The following is a 20,106-nucleotide window of genomic DNA, read 5'->3' as shown; positions in this document are numbered from 1 at the left end:
CAGCGATGATTACTCACGCGACTCCTGTTCGGTTTCCTCGAACGTCTGCGGCCTTTCTGTCAGCGCCGGCACGCAATATCAGGCGCGCCGGCGTCAACTCACTTCAAGCCAAAGCCTGCACGCGCGATCGCACTGCGCCCTGATCGACGCCCAATTGAGTCGCGAGCCAGTCGCAGATAAATTCCTGACCCAAGGTCGGATTGTCGACCTGGCAATGCGCGGCCCCTGTCTCATCCGGGTCGAACAGTTTGAGCTCCGCTTTCACGCCGTGCGCCTTTGCATAGTCGTAGGTGTCGGTCGCCGTCTTCAGACCGAGCCAATCCTCCGTGCCCTGCAGCACCAGATAGGGCACGGTGATCTTGTCGATGACGCCCTCGAGGCTGAACACTCTGGCCTTTTCCACCACGTCTTCCGGCGTGGCGCAGCCGAACACCCATTTCAGATGTCCCCAGATCAGCTTGTCAGGTGCATTGAGCCAGCCAGCGAACAATGAGGACATGTCGAACATAACGGAGTCGGAAACCGCCGCGACAATACGCTTTTCAAACGAAGCCGCACGCGCGGCATAGACCCCGCCGACGCTTGCGCCATACAAACCGATTTTCCTCGGATCGACGTCGGCGCGTGTCAGCAGGTAATCGACACAGGCGCCTACCGGCACCTCCGTATCGGGGCGGTTGACGATCTTCTGCCGGCGTAACGTGGCGCCCTGCCCCGGCAAATCCACCAGTAGCAAAGACATGCCACGCGTCAGTGCATGCTTCGGCATTTCATGCAGCAGTTCATCCTTGTACTCGTCAAGGCCGCCAAACGCGATCACGACTGGCGAACGTACCTCTTTCCCGGCGCACGGAATGAAATAGGCATCGAGATGCGCACCGTTTTCGTACGGGACTTTCACGACCTCCCCTGCCGGCGTCAGGCCAGCGAGATAGCGATGCGAGCAACGCTCGACGCTGTTGAATGTATCCAAACGCCTGAGATCGTCGTGCCCGAGATAGAACTCGGACGAACGATAGTAATTGGCCGCACGCAGCCAGTTGCTGCTGGCGGTCCGGAAACAGGCCCGTTCGAACGCATCAATTGCGCGCCGCTCACTGGTTTGTGCCAGAGCCTGCCATTCGCGATACCAGCTCTCAGTGTCGCCCGGAGTCATGCGCGAGGCGGCAAAGAAACACTCGCTGATGAGGCTAGCGCCTTCCTGTGCACCACCAAGCGTGCGCGCGAATTGAAAGCTCAGTTCCGGCTCGCCCGGCCATTGCACCCAACCTTCCTTCTGATAACGCCCTTGTGAAGTCACTTTTGTATCCACGATTTTCACTCCTAAAATTTACATATATGTAAAAACAGGGTCGTGCGCCGACCGTGCCGAACTCACATCGGCACGAACAATTGGGCTTCGCCTCGCTATGCACGAGGGTGGCGAAGCCGTACATCAAGCGTGACCTGCCAACTGGCACGCGAATCAACTCAACCCCGCAAACCACTTTAAACAATTTGCGATAGCTCAGCAAACGAAATTTGCCATTTTTCTTGCAAGCTTATGTTTTAAATGATATTTTTCTGTACATATATGTAAAAACAGGATCGGTGCCGAGGCAACTGCCGTTGCACAACCGTCGCGCCGCCATCTGCCAAAGACATGCTCTCAGGACTATTCATGACCCAGAAATCACGCACGGCGTCCATTCTCTCGGCCCTCCCGGCGCCGTCGAAAAAGAGATCTGCTGCGCGCATTCCCGCCGAAGAACTCGGCCGGCGCCTGAGACAACTCAGAAAATCCCGGGAGTTCTCGCTTACCGACGCGAGCCGTATGACCGGCGTCCCGGAGGCAACGCTGTCGCGCATCGAAACCAACAAGATGTCGCCCACCTTCGGCATGCTGTACAAGATCGTCGAAGGTCTGGGTTTCAAATGGCAGGACATCCTCACCACATCGCCCCGGGCGCCTTCGGCAATCAGTATTTCCCGCCTCGACAGCACCGCTACTACCCGCCTCGCCGACATACCGTACGGCTACTCCGTCCTGCATCAAAGAAACGCCAGTGGAATTGTTAGCCTGCTTCTGCGCGTGTATGCCACCGACCTTGGCGATGCAGGCGGACTCGCGGGTCATGAAGGAACGGAGTTTTGCTACGTGCTCAAGGGTGTCCTTGAATTGCACGTGAAGGACAAGGAACCGGTTACGCTTTCCTGCGGAGAAAGCGCCCTCTTCGACAGTTCCACGCCTCACGCGTACGTCACCCCGCTGCCTGACGTGACCGAAGTTCTTCTGGTGCTGACGACTCAGGACGCCACCGTCAAATTCTGACCCTGTCCCGTAGATTCGCGCTGTTTCGGCCCGTGGGCCGTCGGCACCGCTGTGTCATCCCTGAGCGGCACCATCCGTCACAGAAACTGAAAAAGATTAAAAAAATCCTTGCAGGACGGTTTTTGCCATGCTGGTATACCAGCTATGAACCAGACACAAACCAGTGAATCCGACGAGCCGTATGACCGCCTGCGCGCATTGATCGTCGATGGCTCGCTTCGCCCCGGCGAAGCGCTTTCCGAACGCAGCCTCGCAGAACGGCTTCAGGTCGGCCGCACGCCGATTCGCGAGGCGGTTAAATGGCTTGCGCGCGACGGCTTGCTCGAAATCGTGCCGATGCGCGGCACGTTCGTGCGAGAGATGTCGGTAAGCGACCTGCGCGAAATTCATGAAATGCGAATCGCGCTGGAGGGAATGGCAGCGTTCCTCGCAGCCCGTCATGGCTCATGCGCTTCGCTCGATGACGCGGCCGCGCGGCTGCAGGCGCTTGCAGCGGGCGTGGCGGCAGGAGAGGCACTCGACGTTGATGAGGCGCAAACAGTCGGATGGACATTCCACGATGCCATGTTCGAATGTGCCGACAATCAACGCCTGCGGCAAACCTACCAGAACTTGCGTGCTCAAAGCGGGCTCGCGCTGCGGCGCGTCGAACGCTATAGCGTCGAGCGGACAAAAGAGGCCGTGCTCGAACACCTTGAGATTTGCGCGGCCATCCAGGCCGGCGATGGCGAGCAGGCGCGCCGGCTCGTCTATGGGCACCTTGAGCGGGCAATGCAGATTCGCCTGAAGTTCCTTGCACACCTGGGCGAAGAGCGGGCGTAACCCCTCTCGCACTCACTTAACACCTGCCGTCACGCTGTTCCGGGAGAATCACCATGCAATCGCAGCACGGTCGTCGAAAAATCCCTTTGCCTGTCCAGATGCTCCTCGGGCTTGTGCTGGGGTGTGTTGTCGGGTTTCTGTTTCCGCATTTCGCTGCGGCGCTCGAGCCGATCGGAACGGCGTTCGTGCAGGCGATCAAGATGATCGTCGTGCCGCTCGTATTCACAGCGATTACGCTCGGCATCTATCAGATGGGCAATCAGGCGCGCTCGCTCGGACGGGTATCGGCGATCAGCCTGGGCTACTTCTTTGTGGCGACGGTGCTCTCTATTTTTATCGGTCTGGCGCTCAACGCGCTGTTTCATCCTGGCCTCGGCGCTAACCTTGCCGCAGCGGCTAAACCCGGCAAGGTGATCGCGACCAGCGTGGACTGGACGAAGTTCTTTCTCGACATGATTCCGAGCAACATCGTGGTCGCGATGTCCGGCGGCAATCTTTTGCCGGTGCTGTTTTTCGCCGTGCTTCTCGGACTCGCGCTCGCCTCGCTGGGCAATCGCGCAAAGCCGTTGATCGATGTACTCGACGCGCTGATGGGCGCCGTCTTCAAGGTGACTCACTGGATCATTTCGCTCTCGCCGATCGCTATTTTCGCGATCATCTCGTGGCTGTTCGCCACCCAGGGACTCGCGACGCTGCTTTCGCTCGTCAAGCTGGTGGGTGTGATGTACCTCGGCCTGGCGGTGCTTCTCGTGCTTTTCGCTATCGTCCTGAAGGTGATCGGCGAGAGTCCGCTGCAAGTGAGCCGCCAGATCAGCGAGCCCGTACTGCTGGCGTTTGCGACCCGCTCGTCGGAAGCGAGTCTGCCGGTGCATATGGAAAAGCTCGTCAAAATGGGCGTGCCGAAAGCCGTCGCATCGGTGGTGCTGCCGCTCGGCTACGCGTTCAATCGCGACGGTTCGATCATGTACTTTGCGCTCGCAGTCGGTTTTCTGGCGGATGCGTACCGGATTCCACTCGACTGGCACACGCTGCTGTCCATCGTGATCGTCACCACGCTCGCGAGCAAGGGCAGTGCGAATGTACCGTCGGGCGGCCTCGTGGCGGTCGCGATGGTGCTGAGCACGATCGGGGTTCCGGTCGAAGCCCTCGCGATCATCGCCGGCGTCGATGCGTTTCTCGACATGGGTCGCACTGCGATCAACGTCTATAGCAACACAGTAGCCGTCAAGTTAGTGATGAAGCTGGCCCATGTCGCGTATGAACACCCCGCCACCGAGCGTACGGCCGAGCCAGACGCACCGGAGAGCGGAACCGCCACACCCAGGGGACTTGCATGATCGATCTGCGCAGCGATACGGTGACACATCCCACTGAAGCGATGTGGGACGCGATGCGCAACGCGTCGCTCGGCGACGATACGCTGGAAGGCGACCCCACTGTCCACACGCTGGAACAGGAAGCAGCAAGCTTGCTGGGTAAAGAGGAAGCGCTCTTCGTATGCAGCGGCACGATGGGCAATGCCATTGCCACGCTCGTCCACGCACATCGCGGCGGTGAGGCCGTGCTCGATCAGCAGGCCCATATGGCCAACTCCGAAGGCGGAGGTGTCTCGCGCCTCGCAGGCCTGTTCTGCCGCACGATTCCGTCACATCGCGGGGAAATGGATCTCGACATGCTGCGCGATACCGTCCGCGGCGGGTACTCGCGCTACGGGGAGCCGACTGCGATGGTGGCGATTGAGACAAGCCACAATGCCGCTGGGGGATGCGTGCAGGGGCTCGACTATCTGGCGCAGATCGCCGGCATGGCGCATGAGCGAGGCGCTGCGGTCCATCTTGACGGAGCACGTCTATTCAACGCGGCCGTCGCTCTGGAGACCGATGTAAGCAATATTGCGCAGCATGGCGACAGCGTCACGTTTTGCCTATCAAAGGGGCTCAGCGCTCCGATGGGTTCGATATTGCTCGGCTCTCGCGAATTCATCGGGCGCGCGCGAACCTTTCGACGAACCCTTGGTGGCGGACTGAGACAAGCGGGAATTATGGCCGCCGCCGGTTTGGTCGCACTACGAACAATGCCCGCGAGGCTCGTGGAAGATCACCGGCGTACGCTGCTGCTTTGGGAGCGCCTGCAGAATAGCGTGGGAGTGGAGACCGACCCGCATCCGCCGCAAACCAATATTCTTCGGCTGGGGATACCGGGCGGGCAGGCGGAGGACTATGTGCGGCGGCTCGCAGATCAAGGCATCGCGATCCGCGCGAGCGGTCCGTACGCGGTGCGTCTCGTCGTTCATCGGCACATTGACGATGCGGCAATCGATGCGGTCAGCGAGGCGTTCGAAGGGCTCAGTCGCGATACGGCGATTCGCGACGATCTGGGCAACACCTGAACAGGTGCGATTCAAGGCACATCGTCAGAAGCTTTTTGAACCCACCCGGGAACGCCGTCCGGCAAATTCTTCACGACCTTGGTAACGATGTAGGTGAAGTAGCGCTCGATACCCAACTCATCTATCAGCAACGCGTCGATGAAACGCTGGTAGTGATCGATATCGCGCGTAAGCACATGCAGCACATAGTCCACGCCGCCGCCTGTCGCATAGCACTGCACTACTTCGGGCGCCGCCTGCACCCGTTCCTCAAAACGCCGCATGTCGTGCGCCGTATGTCTGGCCAACGTAACTTCCACGACAATGCGGCTGGCCGCCATCACGCCGGTCCAGTCGAGTTCCGCACGGTACCCTCTGATGACGCCGCTTTCCTCGAGTTTGCGCACCCGCTCCCAGGCGGGAGAAATCGACAGATTGACTTCTTCGGCGAGCCGCGACTTGGTAATGCGTCCATCTCGCGCAAGGATGCTCAGGATCGCGATGTCGTAGCGGTCGAGTTTGATCAACTTAGATCACCACCGGAACATTGCGCTCGACGATATCGGCGACGACAGCCACCGTGTCGCCAATCTGCACGCGCCCCGGAAAATGGCGCGCCGCGAGCAGCCCGCCACGGCGTGCGCGGTATTCGATCGCCGCCGCACCGGTGCGCGTCGCGTCGTGCACACGCGCAAGCAACTCGCCTTCCTGCACGACATCGCCTAAATCACGCCACATTTCGAGCAGACCAGCGTGTTCGCTCGTGATGTAGCACGTGCTGTCCGGCATATCCAGCAGCGTGGTAGTGCGTCCGGTTTCGTCGCCACCGAGCGTGTCACGCTCGAGTACGCCAGCATGCGCGAGCAGACCGTATATGCCGCGCTCCGCGACCGCGACGCTCGCGGCCGTCGCCGATCCGCCCCCGCCCAATTCGGTCGATACGAACACCTTGCCCGCTTCCTCCACGGCGCTGTCGAACATGCCGACGCTGTCCTGTTCGAGCATACGCATCGAATAGGGGGCGCCGAAGGCGCGCATCGCCGCTTCGCAGCGTGTCTGCTGTTGCGCGTCACTCAATTCGTGGACCGCCGCGAACGGGACGAAATCCAGCGTGCGGCCGCCCGCATGAATATCCAGCACATAGTCGGCAAGCGGCAGCAGATGCCGCTGAAAATAATCGGCGATACGTTCCGTCACGGTGCCATCGGGCTTGCCCGGAAAACTGCGGTTCAGATTGCCCGCATCGATCGGAGAAGTTCGCGTGCCCGCCTGAAAGGCCGGGAAATTCATGAATGGAACCACGATCACGCGGCCGGTGATGTCGCCTGCCTGAAGGGTGGAAGCGAGCTTGGACAGCGCGATCGGTCCTTCATATTCATCGCCGTGATTGCCGCCTGTCAGAAGCACCGTCGGTCCGTCGCCGCGCTTGAGCACGGTGATCGGGATCATCACCGCGCCCCATGCGGAATCGTCACGGGAATATGGCAGTTTGAGAAAACCGTGCTGTTCTCCGTCGGCGTCGAAGTCCACCGTGGGACAAATCGTGGAAGCCCGCATTCAATATTCCTTCACGAACAGTGTTCCTCAGCCTTATTGCACTTTGCTCGCCGTGGCGACCCATTGATCGAATTGCGCTTTGTTGGCCGCCAGCCATTCGTCCGCGAGCTTCATGATCTGCGCCTGCGAGCCGCCGTTCTTACTGATCGCGTATTCCCAGCGCGACCAGGTCGGGACCGGAAATTTGATCTGCTCGATCAACACCTTGATAGCAGGATTGGCGGCGATGAACTGGCGGTTCGCGACGGCGCCCCAGTTCCAGGATGCCATCGCCATCCGGCACGGATTGGCCCCACCCGCACAACCGTCCACGCCGCTCACAAGTGCACTGCCCTTGTTCGGCACGTTGGGCGGCAGCGCATCCGCGGGCGTGGGCAACCAGACGACGTCTTTGCCCGGCACCAACGCATTCGTCACCCAGGACGGACTCCACGCATAGAACAACGCCGGCTTGCCGTTCTTCACACGCGTCACCGCATCCACCATCAACGCCTCATACTTGCCGCGCACCGCGCGCACCGTTTGCTTGAGACCGAATTTATCCAGCTGATAGTCCACCACGTCGCCGCAGCTCCAGCCCGGATCGCAACTGATCAGTTCCGCCTTGCCGTCCGAGCCGAACAGCCCGGCGATCTTCGGGTCCTTCAGTTGATCGAGGCTGGTGATGTTGTAGGCCTGCGCCGTTTTCTTGTCGATCAGATAGCCGTTAATGCCGCCGCCCATGATCATGCCGCTGCCGACGATAACCGCCTGCTTCTCGACCGCACGAAATCCGGGTTCGCGCTGCGGAAAGTTCACGTCGGTCGCGAGGTCGACGTCGCCCTGCGCCGCGGCCTGGAAGAACAACGTTGTGTTCATGGTGCTCAGCGTCACGTCGTAACCGAGCGCCCTGATCGCTTTCAGCACGAGTTGCACAGCGACGTAGTTCCCGCCGAGGCTGTCACCCTGTGCATAGTGAACCGTCTTGCCCTTGCCGGGCAGCGTCTGCGCGAAGGCCGCCGTACCAACCGAAGCCAGCGTGACGACAGCTGTCACAAGCAGTTTTCTTACCAAGGATCGCATCAATTTTCCTCTCCCGTGATCGTTCGATCGTCTGGTTGCCGTTGCGCCGCGCGATCACCCCGTTCATTCCGCCTGCACATGCAGCCGGTCCCATGCTTGCGTTGCAGCGCGGCGGCGATTCGCTCTCCCAAACGAAGGGGCCGCCGTTTCGCGTCGACAGGCTTTATTGCGCTTTGCTCGCCGTCGCAACCCATTGATCGAACTGTGACTTGTTCGCCGCGACCCAGTCGTCCGCGAGCTTCGCGATCTGCGCCTGCGAGCCGCCGTTCTTGCTGATCGCAAGCTCCCAGCCCGACCACGTCGCGCCCGGAAATTTGATCTGCTCGACCAGTGTCTTGACCGAAGGATTCGCGGCGATGAAGCTGCGATTCGTCACGGAACCGTAGTTCCACGAAGCCATTGCCATCCGGCACGGATTAGCGCCGCCGGCACAGCCTTCGACGCCGTTCACGAGCGCGGAACCGCGGTTCGGCACATTAGGCGGCAGCGCATCGGCGGGCGTGGGCAGCCACACGACGTCTTTCCCCGGCACCAGCACATTCGTCATCCACGACGGACTCCATGCGTAGAACAACGCCGGTTTGCCGTCCTTCACACGCGTCACCGCGTCCGCCATCAAGGCCTCGTACTTACCCCGCACCGGATGCACGGTCTGTCTGAGACCGAATTTATCGAGCTGGTACTCCACCACGTCGCCGCAGCTCCAGCCCGGGTCGCAACTGACCAGTTGAGCCTTGCCGTCGTCGCCGAACAACGCGGCAATCTTGGGGTCCTTCAGTTGTTCGAGGCTCGTGATGTTGTAGGCGAGCGCCGTCTTCCTGTCGATCAGATAGCCGTTGATGCCGCCCCCGACAATCATGCCGTTGCCGATCAGCTCCGCCTGTTTCTGAACCGCGCGGAAATACGGGTCGCTCTGCGGGAAGTTCGCATCGGTCCCAAGATCGGCGTCGCCTTGTCCGATGGCCTGGAAGAACAAGGGCGTGCTCATCGTGGTCATCGTCACGTCATAGCCGAGCGCCTTGATCGCTTTCGTGACGATCTGCACCTCGACATAATTCGCGCCCAGGCTGTCGCTCTGCGCGTAGTGCACCGTCTTGCCCTTGCCGGGCAGCGTCTGCGCCGATGCCGTCACGCTCATCGAAGCGAGCACGGCGAGTGCCGCCACTGCGAATGTTCTGGTCATTGTCCTCATGAACGTCTCCTATCCTTATCTCTTATGAAAATTCGAGTGTGTGTTCGACCTCGGCCGCACTCGCGGCCAGGCGATCTGCCAGTGCGCCGGGCGCCATCGCGTCCGCGCGCTTTGCATCACAGTGCTTTTTCCGCGTCGTGGGGATGATGTGCCGCCGTCTCGGCGGCAGCGCTGCGGTTGCCGATGAACAGACGCATAACGGTCGACAGCAGCGGGCTGCGATTGCCGGCCCGCGGTTGGGCGAGCTTCTGGGTGATGCGATCGAGCATCATTGCCAGCAGAACAATCGCGATGCCACCCACTGCCGCCTGCCCGACGTCGAGACGCCCGAGCCCCTGAAGCACGACCAGACCCAGTCCTTCCGCGCCGATCATCGCGATCACCACCGACATCACCATCGCGGTGAGCACCGTCTGGTTCAGGCCGCCGAGAATGGTTGGAATCGCGAGCGGCAACTGAACCTCCCACAACAGCTGGCGCCGGTTCGCGCCGAACGCGAGCCCCGCTTCGACGATCTCATGCTCGACCATCCTGATCCCGAGGTTGGTGAAGCGGATCAGCGGCGGCATCGCGGTGATCACGACCGCGACTTCCCCCGGCACGGTGCCGACGCCGAACAGCATCACGACCGGCACGAGATAGACGAAGGTCGGTGTCGTCTGCATGATGTCGAGAATCGGCCGCACAATCCGCCAGACCCGTTCACTGCGTGCACAGCAGATACCGATAGGAATGCCGAGCACGGCGCAGAACACGATCGCCGTGGCGATCAGCGAGAGTGTGGTCATCGCATCGCCCCAGACGCCGAGCACGGCGATCGCGACCAGCCCCGCCGCACTGAACACGGCGACGCCGAGGCTCGTCAGACGCCACGCCAGCACGAACGTCAAGAGCACCATGACGGGAAACGGGATCGCGTGCAGCACGTCGCCATTGAACGTCAGAAGCTTCTCGATCGGCCACTTGATCGCGAGAAAGGTGGGGCGCAAATGGAGCGCGATCCATTGCACGCCTTCCTGAATCCACTGGGCGATCGGCAAAACCGCAAGGTCGTCGGCTTTAAACATGGCGTGCTCCCACAGCGCCCTGGGCGCCGATACGGGCAAGAATCTGCCCCGCTTCCAGACGGCCGATCAGGCGGCCGGCATCGTCTATCACACCGATCGGTTCGTCGGTGTTGCAGCAGCCTGCCACGTCGACGAGCCGGGTATCGGCGCGCACACAGGTGAAGCGGGTATCCGGCCGGGGCAGCAAACCGCTGCCGCGCGCCTGCTCGATCTCGGAGGCCGTCACGGTGCCAAGAATCCGCTCGTCCGCGTCGAGCACGAAGCCCAGTCCCGGCCGCCCCGAGGCATCGCCTTTGAGGACCCCGCCCGGCCCGCTCAGCACCGTCACGAGCGAGGTCATCACCGAGCCCGCATCGAACAGCCGCGCGCGGTCGACTTCGCGAGTGAAAGCGGCGACGTAATCACTGCCGGGTTCGAGCACGATCGATTGGGGCGTACCCTCGCGAACCAGCCGTCCTTCCGACATGATCGCGATGCGCGTGCCGAGCTTGAGCGCCTCCTGGAAGTCATGCGTGATGAACAGAATGGTCTTGTTGAGCGTGCGTTGCAGCCGCAGCAGCTCGTCCTGCATCTCGGTGCGGATCAGCGGGTCGAGCGCGCTGAACGCTTCGTCCATGATGAGGATGTCGGCATCGGTGGCGAGCGCGCGCGCGAGGCCGACGCGTTGGCGCATCCCGCCGCTGAGTTCATGCGGCAGGTGATACGCCCAGCGCGCAAGACCGACAACGTTCAGCACTTCCTCGGCACGCCTGCGCCGTTGCTGCGCCGGCATGCCGCGCAGCTTGAGGCCGAACTCGACGTTTTCGATCACCCGCCGGTTCGGCAGCAAAGCGAAATGCTGGAACACCATCGAAATCCGGTTGCGCCGCACGTCGCGCAAACCGGCTTCGTCGAGTGTGCAGATATCCTGGTCGTCCAGCAGGATCCTGCCGGCGCTCGGTTCGTTAAGCCGGTTGATACAGCGCGCAAGCGTCGACTTGCCCGAACCCGACAGGCCCATGATCATGTACATCGCACCGGAGGGCACGCTCAGCGAAACATCGTCGAGACCGACGACGTGCCCCAGTTCCTGCTGCACCTCGGACTTGGTTTTGCCGGCCTGCAGCATCGCCAGCGCCTGTGCAGGTTTATCCGTGAACACCTTGTACAGGTGCTCGATCTTCAAGCGCTCAGTCATAGTCTCGTCTCCTCGTGTTGGTGGGAGAAACCGGACGGCAGCCGCAACGGCGAAAAGTCGGTCGGCACCAGAATCCTGTTTTCAGCCTGCTCGATGTTCTCCGACAGCTTCGGCAAGAAGGCCTGCCATCTATCGTCGTTCGCCAGTTGCCGGCGGCGCCGCGCACGGTCCTCGTAATCGGCGTAGCCCCACAGATGCGTCACCTGGCTCAGCGTACCAAACTCGGTCGTGAAATAGCCGATCAGATAGCCCAGAATCGGCTGCTGAATCGCGAGGCCTTCGTCCCGTACGAGCTGCAGATATTTGCCCATCCTGCCGTTCCTGATGCGATAGATACGCTCTTCGACAATCATGGCCGCACCTCCTTGCCGTCGTCGCTCAAAAAGCGGCGCATCAGCGCAGCCACCACGTCGGGCGCCTCGATCAGAATCGAATGGCGCAGACCCGGCAGGATCGCCAGTTGCGACTGACGAATGCACTGGTGCATGAAGTTCGCCATGCGCGGGTTCGAGCCCTGATCGTCTTCACCGGTCGCAATCAGCGTCGGCACGGCTATCCGGTCGATCAAACCGCCGAAGTCCGTTTGTGCCAGCACGCGGTAAGCAGCGGCGTAGCAGTCGGGATCGTTGTCGGCGTTGCGCTGACGCAGTTGAGCGACTAGCTCAGGATTGCGCTGCTGGAATTCTTCGGTGAGCCAGCGCGACAGCGACGCATCGTAGTGCGAGCCGCGGTCGCCGGACTCGAGCGCCGCGAGCCGCGCCGCGACCCGTTCGCGCTCCTCCGGCGTGCGGCCGGCAACCGTCGCCAGCAGCACGAGCTTGCGCAGACGCTGTGGATGCGTGAGCGCGAGCCGCTGCGCGACCAGCCCGCCGAGCGAAAAGCCGGCGAGGTCGAACTGCTCGAAGCCGGCGTGATCGGCAAGCGCCAGCACGTCGCCGACGAAGTCGTCGATCTCATAGCGCCCCTTTACCCGCGACGACCGGCCATGACCGCGCAGGTCGAAGCTCAGCACGCGGAACGCGTCGCCGAGCCGCGCGGCCACGCCGTCCCACGCTTCAAGATAGGAGCCGACACCATGAATACAGATCAGCGCCCGCGGCCCCTCTCCCTGAAGGCGATAGTTCAGCTCGACGCCGCGCACGCAGAGCGTGTGGTCGCCGCCCGTTTGAGTCGCGGTAGACACTGTCGCTTTCATCGCGGGTCACCCCTGGGTCGCGCGGTTCGACTCGAGTTCCCGGCTACGCTCGCGGGCAGCGAAGTGCGGCATCACCTCGTCGATGAACAGACGCAAGGTTCTGAGCTGAAACTCGAACGGCAGGTTGAACGACAGACCGAGGCAGAACTGGTCGACGCCCTGATCTTCATAAATCTGCAGCTTCCTGATCACTTCGTCCGGAGTGCCGAACATCAGATTGTCGCGCAGCGCAGCCGGATCGTAGTTGGCGCGGTTCGCTACGATTTCGTAAGGCACGGCTTCGGGGAACCCATTCGTGACGGTGCCAATGTTCTGCATCAGATTCTCGAAGGTACGGCCATAGTCGACACTGTGCCGCACGGCAACCTCCCAGTCCTCGGCCCGGTCGTAGACGCAGGTGCGCCGCTGCATCATGAATCTCGGGCGCGGCCGCTCGGGATGATCGGCCACCGCCTTGCGGAACTTCTCGCCGAGCACGGCCACCTCCGACGGCGGCGCCGACAGCGGCGTGGACAGAATGTTCGCGCCGATGCCCACGGCCCAGTCGAAGCTGCCCGGATCGCGAGTGGCGACCCAGATCGGGGGATGCGGCTGCTGCAAAGGTTTCGGCACCGAGGTCGCCAGCGGGAATTTCCAGTAGTGCCCATCATGAGCGTAATCGCCCGCCCATAGCTTCTGCACGGCCGGCACGAGCTCCTTCATATAGGCGACGCCTTCCTGCTGAGGAATACCGCCCGCCATCCGGTCGAACTCGTACTGATAGGCGCCGCGCGCGATGCCGAACTCGAGGCGCCCGCCGCTCAGGTGATCGCACATGGCGGCCTCACCCGCGAGCCGGATCGGCGACCAGTACGGCGCGACCAGCGTCGCCGTGCCGAGCCTGATGCGCTCCGTATGCTGGGCGAGCCACGCCAGCACGGTGAACGGGTTAGGCGACACCGTGCACTCGATCGTGTGATGCTCGGCTGTCCATAGCGTTTCGAAACCGCCCTCGTCGGCCATGCGGACCAACGTGAGCATATTGGCCATCTCGTCGGCCATCGAATCGGTCGGCGAGAAGCGCTCCATGCTGAGCGAAACGGCAAATTTCATTTGAAACCTCCTGATCTGTTTTCCGGTCGCGCGAAAAAGTTGTTGCCGCTTAGCGCAGACGAATCACGAATGGGTCTTGCATCGCGCCCGAGTAGTCGATCACAACATTCTTCAGACGCGAGAATTCGCGCATCACTTCGAAGCCGCCACGACGGCCATAGCCGCTGTTTTTGGTGCCGCCGTTCGCGGACATGTACGCAGCCGAGCGATAGGTGTTGATCCAGACGGTGCCCGCTTCCACGTCGCGCGCAAAGCGCAATGCGCGGTCGATGTTCTGCGTCCAGATGCCCGACGCGAGACCGTATTCGGTGTCGTTGGCGAGCCCGATCAATTCTTCTTCAGTGCTGAACGGCACCACGCCGACAACCGGACCGAAAATCTCTTCCTGCATGAAGCGCATGTCGTTGCGCGCCTGCGTCATCACGGTCGGCTCGAAATACCAGCCACGTTCCAGCGCCGAGTCGCGCGGCTTGCGCCCGCCGATCGCGATCTTCGCGCCCTCGTGCACGCCGGAAGCGACGTAGCCCTGCACTTTGTCGAGCTGCGCGGCAAGCGCGAGCGGTCCGATGTCGGTGTCCTCGGTCATCGGATGGCCGACCTTGATGCGCCGCGTGCGCTCCACCAGCGCCTCGACAAAGCGTTCGTACACCGGCGCTTCGACGAAACAGCGCGAACCCGCCACGCAGGTCTGCCCGGCCGCCGCGAACACACCCGACACCACGCCGTTCACCGCGCGCTCAACATCGACATCCGAAAACACGACGTGAGGCGACTTGCCGCCCAGTTCCATCTGGCACGGAACCAGATTTTCCGCGGCATTGCCGGCAATCTTGCGGCCGGTCACCGTGCTGCCGGTGAAGACGAACTTGGCAATGCCCGGATGCCGCGTGAGCGCGTCGCCGGTTGTCACGCCGTCGCCCGTGACCACGTTGAAGACACCCGGCGGAATGCCGGCTTCGATCGCCAGTTCGGCGAGCGCGAGGGTCGAGGCCGTTGCGTGCTCGGAGGGCTTGACGACAATCGTGTTGCCGATGGCGAGACACGGCGCCAGCGTGCCCGTCAGCATCATGAGCGGCGAATTCCACGGAATGATCATGCCCACCACGCCGATCGGTTCACGCAAGTTGAAATTCAGCGTATCGAGCTTGTTGACCGGAATCGTGTCACCCTGGAGCTTGTCGGCCATCCCGGCGAAATACAGATAGGAATCCGGAATGGCGCGCATCTGCGCGCGCATTTCCTTGATCAGCTTGCCGTTGTCGCGGCATTCGATCAGCGCCAGTTCCTCGGCATTCGCAAGCACGAGGTCGGCGAGGCGGCGCACCAGCTTGCCGCGATCCGTCTGCGTCATGCGCCGCCAGGCCGGATTCTTAAGCGCGGCCTGCGCCGAACTCACGGCGGCATCGACGTCCTCGGCGTCCGCCTGGGCAAACTGATACCAGGGTTCGGCCGTGGTCGGGTCGTAGCTCGGCACATACTGGCCGCTGTGCGGGCGCACGAAGCGTCCGTCGATGAACAGGTCCAGACGCGAGCCCTGCAAGTTTTCAACTGTCGTTTTCATCATGTCCTTCGAGGATCAAGGTTGCTGATGCGGGATTCGCGGCTGCGCCGCACCGACCATCGCGATACGGCCGCCGTCGTGCGAATCCATGTAAATACCGAATCGGCCGCCCGCACTTTCGCTCACGTAGCGGCGCAGCATCCCGCGAATTTCCGGGGTCGGAATTTCGTCGTAGGGGAGCTGATCGAGAGGGAAGAAACTGAATTGCTCAGGGAGATCGCAGGCCGCACGCGGCTGGGCAAGTCTTGCCCGGTAGATCAGGTAACCCGAATCGCTGCCGTCGACGTCGAAGACCGAGTAGAGAAAGGTGTCGTCCGGCAGCAATGCCAGATCGCCGCCGCCGGCCACCGGCAGCCGGCCGTTGGCGAGGCGGCGTGGCGCGCTCGGCAGCGTCCAGCCATGCTTGCCATCGCGAACCAGCAACAGCGTGCCTTCCGCCTCGACGAGGTAGCCCACGATCATGTCGTGTGATGAAAGCCAGCCAGGCGGCAGCGGATTCTTGACCTGCGCATAGCTGCCGCGACAGAAGCCCAGCGGTGCCGACGGACTGGTGCCGAACGCCTGAACCTTGCCGATCAGAATCGTATGATCGCCGGCGTCGACCCGGTCATGGACCGTGCAGTCGAACCAGGTCAGACAATCCGTCAGCACCGGTGCGCCGGTATGAATGCGATCGTGACTGACGGCTGCGAACTTATCCGCCGACTTGGAGGCGAACAGATTGGAGACGTCGGTCTGCGCCTCGCGCAGCAGATTGACCGCGAAGTGATCGGTTGCCTGAAAAACGGGGAAGCTGGACGCGCCCTTGCCGACACAGACCAGCAGCAGCGGTGGATCGAGCGACACCGAGGTGAACGAGTTCGCGGTCATGCCACGCGGGCGGCCTTCTGCGTCGCGCGTGGTCACCACGGTCACGCCCGTGACGAACGTGCCGAAGGCCCGGCGCAAGGCCACGGGATCGATGGCGATCGGTTTGTCTGTAACTTCGGCTTGCATGTCCTTCACCTCGAAACGTCATTGCGTTGAGGTAGAAGTTAAGCCATGCAAAAAAAGGTTTCTTCCGCTGGATCGGAGGACAAACGCAATTAATTAGCCTCGCATTCGAGGCATCGACTCCAGTGGACTCGCGGACGGTACGCTGTTCTCGATCAGGCTATGCAGTTGCAGCGCAAGTTCGATCGCGAAACGTTGCTCCGGTGTTTCAACCACGATGCCGAACAGGTCCGCGATCCGCGCGAGGCGGTAGCGCAGCGTTGTCACGTGCAGACCGATCGCATCGGCGCAGGGCTGACTGCGGCAACCGGAACGAATATAGGCAGCCAGGGTTTCCAGGTAGGTCGTGCCGTTCTTTCGATCATGGGCGACCACCCGGCCGATCGCGCCGTCGATAAAGTTGCGCACGTCGGTGGAGTCGGCCGCGCCGATCAGCATCGGCAACGGTCCCAGATCGGGAACGGCGATCACGCCTCTGCGGCCGAAGGTACGGGCAACCCGGATCATGCGCCAGCAGCGCTCCCACCCCTTCGCGTAGGCTTCCAGACCCTCGCACGTATCGCCGAACACCACGATGGGCTCGCTACCGAACGACCGTCCAAGCGTTTCGGAAATACGATGTGCGAGCCGCGCGACCAGATCCAGATTTTCGCCTGGCTCCTGGGGTACCAGACAGACGAGACCGCCGCCAACAGCGACAATGTGCACCGCAATGTGCTGCTGCGACGCAAGCAGCGCGACGGCATGCTGGGCGTCGACCGAAACATCCGCAGACGTGTCCGCGCGATCCGGAAAATCGATCACGAGCATGCGCGTCGGCGCGGCGAGCGACAACCCGAGACGCCGGGCCCGGTTAAGCACATCCTGCTCATCTCGCCAGCGGCGCTCGACGATTTCGAAAAATAACTCTGTGAACGTTCGTGTCTCGAAGCGATAGCGGATGACGCTACGCATCAATTGCACACTCAGTGCAAACTTCGCGCTCTCGATCAGCAGCTTGCGCAGGTCGCTCCCGTCGGGCTTGCCGAAAGTCAGCAGTGCGCCGACCGCCTCGTCGTCGACCATCAGCGGCTCGATCTGCGCGTCCAGTGACAGCGTCTCACCCATGCGCAACGCGAGCGTCCCGGTATGCCGGTACTTGATGGCATCGCGAACGTCGCTCAGCAACTGGCGTCCGGGCGCGCCGTCGAGCATCTTGCGCCACGCCGCGTTGTCATGCACATCAGGTACCGGCGACACGAAACCAACCATGCTGCTGGCGAAGAAATCGAGAACGAGCACCGGCGCGTTCAACAGATCGCCGAGCATCGTCACGAGTGCGTCTGTCGAGCCGCCGTCCAGCACTTCCCGCAACAGCGAGCTCTGTGCGCCCAGCACGCGGCGCAATTGCTCGGCTGCGGCAAGCTCCGCGCGATGCCGGTGCGCACGATCTACCGCGATTGCCCCGAGGTGCACGATGGTCGCCATGTAAGCGAGATCGTCCGCGGATACGTCCGTCACTTTCCGCGAAGCAACGGATACCACCATGGGACGCCCTTCGGCATCGGCACTGGCCATCGGAAAGACCAGCACGGTGCAGTAATCGCGCTCGTTCGCATCGCGCCGGTAACCGGGGAACTCCTCCGAATCTCGCGCATCGCGGATATACACCGGCTCGCTGCGCTGCAACGCGACCAAGGCCGGACTCGTGGCCAACTCCCAGCGGTCCGACAACGGACGCGGCAGCAAGGTGGTCTCGTAGCGGGCCATGACAAGCGACCAGCCATGCGCCAGATCCACCGCCATCACCGAACCCAGATCCCACGAACCATGCCGGCACGCTGCCTTGATGAGGTCACGCAGCAGAGCGTCAAGATCGCCGTCTGAATTGATCTGGCTTGCAACGTCACGCAGCGCGACTATCCGAGACAATTGATCTGACATTTCCACGGCTTCCGTATTGGCGTCGCCTCAATATATACGACACCTCGCAGTGGAAAATAATAGTTTCATCCATCGAAGCGGAGGAAGACGGGGACGGCGCACGTCCTTAGCATTCATCTCATACGAACCGCTAACCAATGGAGTGCGCACATGGAAACTGGACTTCGCAAGATTGCTACCTTTGTCGAGGAAACCGTCATCGAGGGTGGCAAGGCAACCGAACGGCCGATCACAACCGTGATCGTCGCGGCCGTACTTCGTAATCCCTGGGCGGGTCAGGGTTTTGTGGAAAACCTCCGGCCGGAGATTCTGCGTCTGGCTCCCGTGCTGGGGACGGAGATGACTCGCCGGCTCGTGGCGATCATGCCGGCCGATCGCGTCGAAGCCTACGGCAAGGCGGCGACAGTGGGCGTGAACGGTGAAATCGAGCATGGCTCGGCGCTGATTCACACGCTGCGTTTCGGCAACATGTATCGCGAGGCGGTCAACGGAACGGCGTTTCTCAGCTTCACGAACACGCGTGTCGGTCCCGGCGCGCTCCTGTCCGTTCCGATGATCCATAAGTCGGAAACCGGCAAGCGCTCGCACTTCATCACAGCGACCTTCCAGATGGCGGATGCACCCGGCCCTGACGAAATCCTGATCGCCATCGGTGCGGCTGACGGTGGCCGCGCTCATCCCCGTATTGCCGACCGCTTCCAGGACATGGCCGAGATCGAGGCGGAGAAGTCGAACGCCTGAGCCTCACCAGAGTCACCGAAAAGCGCGACGCGCAGCGGCGTTCGGCACCCCGTGCCGGGCTCGCTGTGCGCGCGCTTCCTCCATTTTGCTGAGTGCGCCATGTCAGACACGATTGCATTGATCAGCAACATCAGCGCCGATCAGGAGTCCCGATATCTGTCGGCCCTGGTAGCGGCTATGCCTGACGAGAAAATCGCGACGTTCCGAACCATGAACGAGGCACAACGCGTGCAGGCCCGGATCGCGATCGTCGCGAACCCCGATCCCGCCGATGTCGCCGCACTGCCGAATCTGGCCTGGGTTCAGAGCTTGTGGGCCGGCGTGGAGCAACTCGTCACCGCATGGCCGTCAGGCGGGCCGCCGATCGTGCGCCTGGTCGATCGGGAAATGTCCAGAACGATGGCGGAAGCCGTGCTCGCATGGACTTATTATCTGCAGCGCGATATGCCGGCCTACGCGCGTCAGCAACGTGCGGGCGTGTGGCGTCAGCAGGCCTATCGCAAGCCTTCGGCGTTGACGGTCGGTATCCTCGGACTAGGCGCGCTCGGCGCCGCCGCGGCCGCGCGTGTCGCGCAAGCGGGCTTCAAGGTGGCCGGTTGGAGTCGATCGGCGAAACTGCTGCCGGGCGTGAACACCTTCTCGAATGATGACGGACTCACCGAGATGCTGCGCATTAGCGATATCGTCGTTTGCCTCGTGCCGCTGACGGCGCAAACCCGCGGCCTGCTTCATGCCGGCCGGCTCGCGGCGATAAAACCGGGTGCGGCGCTCATCAACTTTGCTCGCGGACCCGTCGTGGTGACCGACGATCTGCTGAACTCGCTCGACAGCGGACATCTGACGCATGCGGTTCTCGACGTCTTCGACGAAGAACCGCTCGCACCGGACTCCCGCTTGTGGCGTCATCCGCAGGTGACCGTGCTCCCGCATATCTCGGCGCCCACCGACTTTGAAACCGCTGCGGCGGTGATTGCGGAGAACATTGCGGCCTATCGGGAGACGGGGGTTCTGCCGTGCGGGGTGGAAATCGCACGGGGTTATTGAT

The 20,106-nt window shown here is 62.0% G+C and carries 19 protein-coding genes; 6 read left to right on the top strand and 13 right to left on the bottom strand.

Going from position 1 to position 20,106, the window contains the following annotated elements; all coding sequences use genetic code 11:
* Positions 1–103: 103 nt before the first annotated feature.
* The gene (locus BCY88_RS08470; RefSeq protein ID WP_120343822.1) at positions 104–1,312 is read right to left on the bottom strand and encodes an alpha/beta hydrolase family protein; all 1,209 of its coding nucleotides are present in this window, start codon (positions 1,310–1,312) and stop codon (positions 104–106) included.
* A gap of 348 nt (positions 1,313–1,660) precedes the next feature.
* Here BCY88_RS08470 and BCY88_RS08465 point away from each other — a divergent pair, with 348 nt between their 5' ends.
* The 4 genes from BCY88_RS08465 to BCY88_RS08450 all read left to right on the top strand — a co-directional run bounded on the left by BCY88_RS08465 (position 1,661) and on the right by BCY88_RS08450 (position 5,522).
* The gene (locus BCY88_RS08465) at positions 1,661–2,311 is read left to right on the top strand and encodes a helix-turn-helix domain-containing protein (protein WP_183081314.1); all 651 of its coding nucleotides are present in this window, start codon (positions 1,661–1,663) and stop codon (positions 2,309–2,311) included.
* A 144-nt stretch (positions 2,312–2,455) separates the two neighbouring features.
* The gene (locus BCY88_RS08460) at positions 2,456–3,133 is read left to right on the top strand and encodes a GntR family transcriptional regulator (protein ID WP_120343820.1); all 678 of its coding nucleotides are present in this window, start codon (positions 2,456–2,458) and stop codon (positions 3,131–3,133) included.
* Between the two features lie 53 nt (positions 3,134–3,186).
* Positions 3,187–4,470, top strand: coding sequence for a dicarboxylate/amino acid:cation symporter (locus tag BCY88_RS08455; protein WP_259461283.1), 1,284 nt, complete (start codon positions 3,187–3,189; stop codon positions 4,468–4,470).
* The gene (locus BCY88_RS08450; protein WP_120343818.1) at positions 4,467–5,522 is read left to right on the top strand and encodes a threonine aldolase family protein; all 1,056 of its coding nucleotides are present in this window, start codon (positions 4,467–4,469) and stop codon (positions 5,520–5,522) included. Before BCY88_RS08455 ends, BCY88_RS08450 begins: the two co-directional genes overlap by 4 nt.
* An 11-nt stretch (positions 5,523–5,533) precedes the next feature.
* Here BCY88_RS08450 and BCY88_RS08445 read toward each other — a convergent pair whose 3' ends face one another.
* The 12 genes from BCY88_RS08445 to BCY88_RS08390 form a co-directional block, all read right to left on the bottom strand.
* Positions 5,534–6,028: an Lrp/AsnC family transcriptional regulator gene (locus tag BCY88_RS08445; RefSeq protein ID WP_120343817.1), complete on the bottom strand. Its 495-nt coding sequence runs from the start codon at positions 6,026–6,028 to the stop codon at positions 5,534–5,536.
* Position 6,029: 1 nt separating this feature from the next.
* On the bottom strand, positions 6,030–7,058 hold the full coding sequence (doeB, locus tag BCY88_RS08440; protein WP_120343816.1) for a N(2)-acetyl-L-2,4-diaminobutanoate deacetylase DoeB: 1,029 nt from the start codon (positions 7,056–7,058) through the stop codon (positions 6,030–6,032).
* A gap of 33 nt (positions 7,059–7,091) precedes the next feature.
* On the bottom strand, positions 7,092–8,120 hold the full coding sequence (gene proX / locus BCY88_RS08435) for a glycine betaine/L-proline ABC transporter substrate-binding protein ProX (protein WP_120343815.1): 1,029 nt from the start codon (positions 8,118–8,120) through the stop codon (positions 7,092–7,094).
* 163 nt (positions 8,121–8,283) lie between these two features.
* Positions 8,284–9,312: a glycine betaine/L-proline ABC transporter substrate-binding protein ProX gene (gene proX, locus BCY88_RS08430; RefSeq protein WP_120343814.1), complete on the bottom strand. Its 1,029-nt coding sequence runs from the start codon at positions 9,310–9,312 to the stop codon at positions 8,284–8,286.
* A gap of 116 nt (positions 9,313–9,428) precedes the next feature.
* Positions 9,429–10,379 (bottom strand): ABC transporter permease, encoded by a 951-nt coding sequence (locus tag BCY88_RS08425; protein WP_120343813.1) that lies wholly within the window; start codon positions 10,377–10,379, stop codon positions 9,429–9,431.
* Positions 10,372–11,556, bottom strand: a complete 1,185-nt coding sequence (locus BCY88_RS08420; protein ID WP_120343812.1) for a quaternary amine ABC transporter ATP-binding protein — start codon at positions 11,554–11,556, stop codon at positions 10,372–10,374. The genes BCY88_RS08425 and BCY88_RS08420 overlap by 8 nt, the downstream gene beginning before the upstream one ends.
* A complete protein-coding gene (locus tag BCY88_RS08415; RefSeq protein ID WP_120343811.1) occupies positions 11,553–11,909 on the bottom strand; it encodes an NIPSNAP family protein in 357 nt (118 codons plus the stop codon). Before BCY88_RS08415 ends, BCY88_RS08420 begins: the two co-directional genes overlap by 4 nt.
* Positions 11,906–12,751: an alpha/beta fold hydrolase gene (locus BCY88_RS08410; protein ID WP_120343810.1), complete on the bottom strand. Its 846-nt coding sequence runs from the start codon at positions 12,749–12,751 to the stop codon at positions 11,906–11,908. Before BCY88_RS08410 ends, BCY88_RS08415 begins: the two co-directional genes overlap by 4 nt.
* A gap of 6 nt (positions 12,752–12,757) precedes the next feature.
* Positions 12,758–13,843, bottom strand: coding sequence for an LLM class flavin-dependent oxidoreductase (locus tag BCY88_RS08405; RefSeq protein WP_120343809.1), 1,086 nt, complete (start codon positions 13,841–13,843; stop codon positions 12,758–12,760).
* A 49-nt stretch (positions 13,844–13,892) separates the two neighbouring features.
* Positions 13,893–15,404, bottom strand: coding sequence for an aldehyde dehydrogenase (locus tag BCY88_RS08400; protein ID WP_120343953.1), 1,512 nt, complete (start codon positions 15,402–15,404; stop codon positions 13,893–13,895).
* A 15-nt stretch (positions 15,405–15,419) separates the two neighbouring features.
* Complete coding sequence (locus BCY88_RS08395; protein ID WP_120343808.1) at positions 15,420–16,400, bottom strand: flavin reductase; 981 nt, start codon at positions 16,398–16,400, stop codon at positions 15,420–15,422.
* A 93-nt stretch (positions 16,401–16,493) separates the two neighbouring features.
* On the bottom strand, positions 16,494–18,320 hold the full coding sequence (locus BCY88_RS08390) for a helix-turn-helix domain-containing protein (protein WP_120343807.1): 1,827 nt from the start codon (positions 18,318–18,320) through the stop codon (positions 16,494–16,496).
* Between the two features lie 150 nt (positions 18,321–18,470).
* Here BCY88_RS08390 and BCY88_RS08385 point away from each other — a divergent pair, with 150 nt between their 5' ends.
* Positions 18,471–19,061, top strand: coding sequence for an amino acid synthesis family protein (locus BCY88_RS08385; RefSeq protein WP_120343806.1), 591 nt, complete (start codon positions 18,471–18,473; stop codon positions 19,059–19,061).
* A gap of 99 nt (positions 19,062–19,160) precedes the next feature.
* Positions 19,161–20,105 carry a 2-hydroxyacid dehydrogenase gene (locus BCY88_RS08380; RefSeq protein WP_120343805.1) on the top strand — a complete coding sequence of 315 codons (945 nt, stop codon included), beginning with the start codon at positions 19,161–19,163 and terminating at the stop codon, positions 20,103–20,105.
* Position 20,106: the final 1 nt, after the last annotated feature.

This window comes from Paraburkholderia fungorum, assembly GCF_003610895.1.
In the GTDB taxonomy this organism is placed as follows: Bacteria; Pseudomonadota; Gammaproteobacteria; order Burkholderiales; family Burkholderiaceae; genus Paraburkholderia; species Paraburkholderia fungorum_B.
This window is presented reverse-complemented; position numbering and strand designations above follow the sequence as displayed.

Bases quoted from the DNA above. Each gene is read 5' to 3' on its own strand.
- BCY88_RS08465 (WP_183081314.1), top strand. From the start codon at position 1,661: ATGACCCAGAAATCACGCACGGCGTCCATTCTCTCGGCCCTCCCGGCG.
- BCY88_RS08460 (WP_120343820.1), top strand. From the start codon at position 2,456: ATGAACCAGACACAAACCAGTGAATCCGACGAGCCGTATGACCGCCTG.
- BCY88_RS08455 (WP_259461283.1), top strand. From the start codon at position 3,187: ATGCAATCGCAGCACGGTCGTCGAAAAATCCCTTTGCCTGTCCAGATG.
- BCY88_RS08450 (WP_120343818.1), top strand. From the start codon at position 4,467: ATGATCGATCTGCGCAGCGATACGGTGACACATCCCACTGAAGCGATG.
- doeB (WP_120343816.1), bottom strand. From the start codon at position 7,058: ATGCGGGCTTCCACGATTTGTCCCACGGTGGACTTCGACGCCGACGGA.
- proX (WP_120343815.1), bottom strand. From the start codon at position 8,120: ATGCGATCCTTGGTAAGAAAACTGCTTGTGACAGCTGTCGTCACGCTG.
- proX (WP_120343814.1), bottom strand. From the start codon at position 9,312: ATGAGGACAATGACCAGAACATTCGCAGTGGCGGCACTCGCCGTGCTC.
- BCY88_RS08425 (WP_120343813.1), bottom strand. From the start codon at position 10,379: ATGTTTAAAGCCGACGACCTTGCGGTTTTGCCGATCGCCCAGTGGATT.
- BCY88_RS08420 (WP_120343812.1), bottom strand. From the start codon at position 11,556: ATGACTGAGCGCTTGAAGATCGAGCACCTGTACAAGGTGTTCACGGAT.
- BCY88_RS08415 (WP_120343811.1), bottom strand. From the start codon at position 11,909: ATGATTGTCGAAGAGCGTATCTATCGCATCAGGAACGGCAGGATGGGC.
- BCY88_RS08410 (WP_120343810.1), bottom strand. From the start codon at position 12,751: ATGAAAGCGACAGTGTCTACCGCGACTCAAACGGGCGGCGACCACACG.
- BCY88_RS08405 (WP_120343809.1), bottom strand. From the start codon at position 13,843: ATGAAATTTGCCGTTTCGCTCAGCATGGAGCGCTTCTCGCCGACCGAT.
- BCY88_RS08400 (WP_120343953.1), bottom strand. From the start codon at position 15,404: ATGAAAACGACAGTTGAAAACTTGCAGGGCTCGCGTCTGGACCTGTTC.
- BCY88_RS08395 (WP_120343808.1), bottom strand. From the start codon at position 16,400: ATGCAAGCCGAAGTTACAGACAAACCGATCGCCATCGATCCCGTGGCC.
- BCY88_RS08390 (WP_120343807.1), bottom strand. From the start codon at position 18,320: ATGTCAGATCAATTGTCTCGGATAGTCGCGCTGCGTGACGTTGCAAGC.
- BCY88_RS08385 (WP_120343806.1), top strand. From the start codon at position 18,471: ATGGAAACTGGACTTCGCAAGATTGCTACCTTTGTCGAGGAAACCGTC.
- BCY88_RS08380 (WP_120343805.1), top strand. From the start codon at position 19,161: ATGTCAGACACGATTGCATTGATCAGCAACATCAGCGCCGATCAGGAG.